Genomic DNA, 4,567 nt, shown 5'->3' on the forward strand with positions numbered 1-4,567 from the left:
CCGCTGATTGCTGCCGACGGCGGTTACGCGTTCAAGTTTGAAAACGGCAAATATGACGTGAAAGACGTGGGCGTGGACAACGCTGGCGCGAAAGCGGGTCTGACCTTCCTGGTTGACCTTATCAAGAACAAACACATGAACGCGGATACCGACTACTCCATCGCAGAAGCGGCCTTCAACAAGGGTGAAACGGCGATGACCATCAACGGCCCGTGGGCGTGGTCCAACATCGACAAGAGCAAAATCAACTACGGCGTAACGCTACTGCCAACCTTCAAAGGCAAGCCGTCTAAACCGTTCGTTGGTGTACTGAGCGCCGGTATCAATGCCGCAAGCCCGAACAAAGAGCTGGCGAAAGAGTTCCTCGAAAACTACCTGCTGACCGACCAGGGTCTGGATGAAGTAAACAAGGACAAGCCGCTGGGCGCCGTGGCGCTGAAATCCTTCCAGGATCAGTTAGCGAAAGACCCACGCATTGCGGCCACCATGGATAACGCCCAGAAAGGCGAAATCATGCCGAACATCCCACAGATGTCTGCATTCTGGTATGCCGTTCGTACCGCGGTCATCAACGCCGCTAGCGGTCGTCAGACCGTCGATGCCGCGCTGAAGGACGCGCAGGGTCGTATCACCAAGTAATGCCGCTGAGCCTGTGCCGGATGGCGGCATAAATGCCTTATCCGGCCTACAACACACCGTAGGCCTGATAAGCGCAGCGCCATCAGGCACATCTCCGGCCAGGAAGTTTCAACGCTGTAGAGGAAGATCCCCATGGATGTCATTAAAAAGAAACATTGGTGGCAAAGCGACACGCTGAAGTGGTCAGTGGTTGGTCTGCTGGGCTTGCTGGTGGGTTACCTTGTAGTTTTAATGTACGCACAAGGGGAGTACCTGTTCGCCATCATGACGCTGATTTTAAGTTCAGCGGGCCTGTATATTTTCGCCAACCGTAAAACCTACGCCTGGCGCTACGTTTACCCTGGCATGGCCGGGATGGGACTGTTCGTCCTGTTCCCACTGATTTGTACCATCGCCATCGCTTTTACCAACTACAGCAGTACCAACCAGCTTACCTTTGAGCGCGCTCAGCAGGTGCTGATGGACCGCTCTTACCAGGCGGGCAAAACCTACAACTTCAGCCTCTTCCCGGCGGGTGATGAGTGGCAGCTTGCCCTCACCGACGGCGAGACCGGCAAAAATTATCTTTCCGACAACTTTAAGATTGGCGGCGAGCAGAAGCTGCTGTTGAAAGAGACTGAAGCGCTGCCGAGCGGCGAGCACGCACAGCTTCGCGTGATCACCCAGAACCGTCAGGCGCTGAACCAGCTGACCGCCGTGTTGCCGGATGAAAGCAAAGTCACCATGAGCTCGCTGCGTCAGTTCTCTGGCACTCAGCCGCTCTACACGCTGGCCGATGACGGCCTGCTGACCAACAACCAGAGCGGCGTGAAATACCGTCCTAACAACGACATCGGTTTCTACCAGACGGTCAACGCCGACGGTTCCTGGGGCGACGAGAAGCTGAGCCCGGGCTACACCGTGAGCATCGGCTGGGACAACTTTACCCGCGTCTTTACCGATGAAGGTATCCAGAAGCCGTTCTTCGCTATCTTCGTCTGGACGGTGGTCTTCTCGGTGCTGACCGTTATCCTCACCGTCGCCGTCGGCATGGTGCTGGCCTGCCTCGTACAGTGGGAATCGCTGAAGGGCAAAGCCATTTACCGCGTGCTGTTAATTCTGCCGTACGCCGTACCGTCGTTTATCTCGATTCTGATTTTCAAAGGGCTGTTCAACCAGAGCTTTGGTGAAATCAACATGATGCTGAGCGCGCTGTTCGGTATCAAACCGGCCTGGTTCAGCGACCCGACCACCGCTCGTTCGATGATTGTTATCGTCAACACCTGGCTTGGCTACCCGTACATGATGATCCTGTGCATGGGCCTGCTGAAAGCGATTCCGGACGACCTGTATGAAGCCTCGGCAATGGATGGCGCAGGCCCGTTCCAGAACTTCTTTAAGATTACGTTCCCGCTGCTGATTAAGCCGCTCACGCCGCTGATGATCGCCAGCTTCGCCTTTAACTTTAACAACTTCGTGCTGATTCAACTGTTGACCAACGGCGGCCCGGACAGGCTTGGCACCACCACGCCAGCTGGTTATACCGACCTGCTCGTAAGCTATACCTACCGTATCGCCTTCGAAGGCGGCGGCGGACAGGACTTCGGTCTGGCGGCTGCGATTGCGACGCTTATCTTCCTGCTGGTCGGTGCGCTTGCGATAGTGAACCTGAAAGCCACGCGCATGAAGTTTGATTAAGGGAGACTCGAACATGGCTATGGTACAACCCAAATCTCAGAAACTGCGTCTCTTTACCACGCACCTTCTGCTACTGATCTTCATTGCGGCGATAATGTTCCCGCTGCTGATGGTTATCGCGATTTCACTGCGCGAAGGTAACTTCGCCACCGGCAGCCTGATCCCAGACACTATCTCCTGGGAACACTGGAAGCTGGCGCTCGGCTTCAGCGTTGAACACGCCGATGGCCGCGTGACGCCACCACCGTTCCCGGTACTGCTGTGGCTTTGGAACTCGGTGAAAATCGCCGGCATCACCGCCATTGGTATCGTCGCACTTTCCACCACCTGCGCCTACGCTTTCGCCCGTATGCGCTTCCCGGGCAAAGCCACGCTGCTCAAAGGCATGCTGATTTTCCAGATGTTCCCGGCGGTGCTGTCACTGGTTGCCCTGTACGCATTGTTTGACCGTCTGGGCCAGTACGTTCCGTTTATCGGTCTGAACACCCACGGCGGCGTTATCTTCGCCTACCTCGGCGGTATCGCGCTGCACGTCTGGACGATTAAAGGCTACTTCGAAACGATTGATGGTTCTCTGGAAGAAGCGGCGGCGCTGGATGGCGCTACCCCGTGGCAGGCATTCCGTCTGGTTCTGCTGCCGCTGTCGGTGCCGATTCTGGCGGTGGTGTTTATCCTGTCGTTTATCGCCGCTATCACCGAAGTTCCGGTTGCATCGCTGCTGCTGCGTGATGTGAACAGCTACACCCTGGCCGTTGGGATGCAGCAATACCTCAACCCGCAAAACTACCTGTGGGGCGACTTTGCCGCCGCGGCCGTACTTTCCGCCATTCCGATTACCGTGGTCTTCCTGCTGGCACAGCGCTGGCTGGTAAACGGCCTGACGGCCGGGGGCGTGAAGGGCTAATTTTCATCAGCAATGCCACTGCTATTATCCTCAACTTGAACGTACCCTAACTTGTGACTGTTTGGCGCTCCTCTGGAGCGCCCTTTTTTTTGCCACAGGTCGCCATCGGGCTACTTACTCCCGCTTCAGCCGCTTCGAGTTGCACAGCCACAGCGTAATCACCAACAGCAAAATAGCGGCGGAGTAAATCAGCACGTCCAGCGGTGATTTATGGTCAACGATAATCAGCCGCACAATCGCCGTGATGCCGATATAGACAAAGTAACGCAGCGGGAAGTGAAAGCCCGACTGGAAGTACTTCACAATCAAGGCAATAAACTCAAAATAGAGGAAGTAGACAACCAGCCCTTCCACCAGCTCGTACTTGCTGGTGCTCTCAGGGGCGAACAGCACGTCCGCCAGATGCAGCGTCTCTTTACCGAGGAAAACCACCAGGATCAGGCCAAGACTGAGCAGACCCAGGTTCAGCACGGTCTGCAAAATGGTGGAGATAAACTCAACGCGGGGACGAGATAATGACGTCATGGCTAGCACCTCTTTCTCTGGGCCGAGCTCTTTGTATAACGCAAAAATGTGATCCAGATCTACTTTTTTTACCCATCCTGAAGCGCCATAACTCGCCTGCTGACTCATATCCAGCGCTTAGAGAAGAACGCTGCATCCTCTTAAACTCGGGATCACTGCACACTTTCCTCTTATTTTCTTACCTCTCAGCGTGGCCTGCTGGCACAATCAACGTCTGTTTATCATCAGGAGTAGACGGCACATGCTCAACATTCGCCAGGTTGCCACGCGCAACGTTATCTGCGGGGAAAATGTGGTTATCTACGAACCCGCTAACCTCTATGACTGCACGCTCGGCGATAACGTGTTTATTGGCCCGTTCGTGGAGATTCAGGGCAATACGCAGATTGGCGGCAACAGCAAAATCCAGTCGCACACCTTTATCTGCGAATACGTCACCGTCGGGCGCGACTGCTTTATCGGCCACGGGGTCATGTTTGCCAACGATATGTTCCGCGAGGGTAAGCCCAACGCCGACCGCGAGAGCTGGGGGCGTATTACGATTGGCAATCACGTTTCTATTGGCAGCGGCGCGACCATTCTGGCCGTGTCAATTTGCGATGGCGTGGTGATTGGCGCGGGCAGCGTGGTGACCCGCTCTATTGAGGAAAAAGGGGTGTACGCCGGGAATCCGGCGCGGTTGTTGCGGCGGCTATAACACCAATTGTAGCCCGGCCAAGCGAAGGTACAAACCGGAAACATAGGTAACACTTTAGACCGGATACATGGGTAACAGTTATAACTGGCATAGAAGAGGAGACTCGCTATGCCCTGGACTGAGAC

General features: G+C 55.4%; 5 protein-coding genes and 1 pseudogene. 4 read left to right on the forward strand and 2 right to left on the reverse strand.

Annotation, left to right across the window (positions count from 1 at the left end; all coding sequences use genetic code 11):
- The coding region (malE, locus tag RDN66_RS09095) for a maltose/maltodextrin ABC transporter substrate-binding protein MalE (RefSeq protein WP_308537792.1) at positions 1 to 639 on the forward strand (639 nt) is incomplete at its 5' end.
- Positions 640 to 654: 15 nt separating this feature from the next.
- On the opposite strand, the pseudogene RDN66_RS24275 reads toward malE, so the two are convergent.
- A pseudogene (locus RDN66_RS24275) lies at positions 655 to 729 on the reverse strand (hypothetical protein); the annotation flags it as partial.
- Positions 730 to 771: 42 nt separating this feature from the next.
- Here RDN66_RS24275 and malF point away from each other — a divergent pair.
- Together malF and malG are read left to right on the forward strand one after the other, a co-directional pair.
- Entirely contained in the window at positions 772 to 2,316 is a 1,545-nt protein-coding gene (gene malF, locus RDN66_RS09100) for a maltose ABC transporter permease MalF (protein WP_202216755.1), read from the forward strand.
- A 13-nt stretch (positions 2,317 to 2,329) separates the two neighbouring features.
- Positions 2,330 to 3,220 (forward strand): maltose ABC transporter permease MalG, encoded by an 891-nt coding sequence (malG, locus tag RDN66_RS09105; protein WP_035896863.1) that lies wholly within the window; start codon positions 2,330 to 2,332, stop codon positions 3,218 to 3,220.
- Positions 3,221 to 3,334: 114 nt separating this feature from the next.
- On the opposite strand, the gene psiE is transcribed toward malG, so the two are convergent.
- The gene (gene psiE / locus RDN66_RS09110) at positions 3,335 to 3,745 is read right to left on the reverse strand and encodes a phosphate-starvation-inducible protein PsiE (RefSeq protein WP_035896861.1); all 411 of its coding nucleotides are present in this window, start codon (positions 3,743 to 3,745) and stop codon (positions 3,335 to 3,337) included.
- 241 nt (positions 3,746 to 3,986) lie between these two features.
- Between psiE and RDN66_RS09115 the strand changes: the two genes are divergently transcribed.
- Complete coding sequence (locus RDN66_RS09115) at positions 3,987 to 4,442, forward strand: acyltransferase (protein WP_202216756.1); 456 nt, start codon at positions 3,987 to 3,989, stop codon at positions 4,440 to 4,442.
- Positions 4,443 to 4,567 lie beyond the last annotated feature (125 nt).

Origin of the sequence: uncultured Kluyvera sp. (assembly GCF_902485085.1) — a bacterium.
Lineage (GTDB): Bacteria > Pseudomonadota > Gammaproteobacteria > Enterobacterales > Enterobacteriaceae > Kluyvera > Kluyvera ascorbata.

What these genes read in the sequence shown, in the direction of transcription:
- malF (WP_202216755.1), top strand. Translation starts at nt 772, where the DNA reads ATGGATGTCATTAAAAAGAAACATTGGTGGCAAAGCGACACGCTGAAG.
- psiE (WP_035896861.1), bottom strand. Translation starts at nt 3,745, where the DNA reads ATGACGTCATTATCTCGTCCCCGCGTTGAGTTTATCTCCACCATTTTG.
- malG (WP_035896863.1), top strand. Translation starts at nt 2,330, where the DNA reads ATGGCTATGGTACAACCCAAATCTCAGAAACTGCGTCTCTTTACCACG.
- RDN66_RS09115 (WP_202216756.1), top strand. Translation starts at nt 3,987, where the DNA reads ATGCTCAACATTCGCCAGGTTGCCACGCGCAACGTTATCTGCGGGGAA.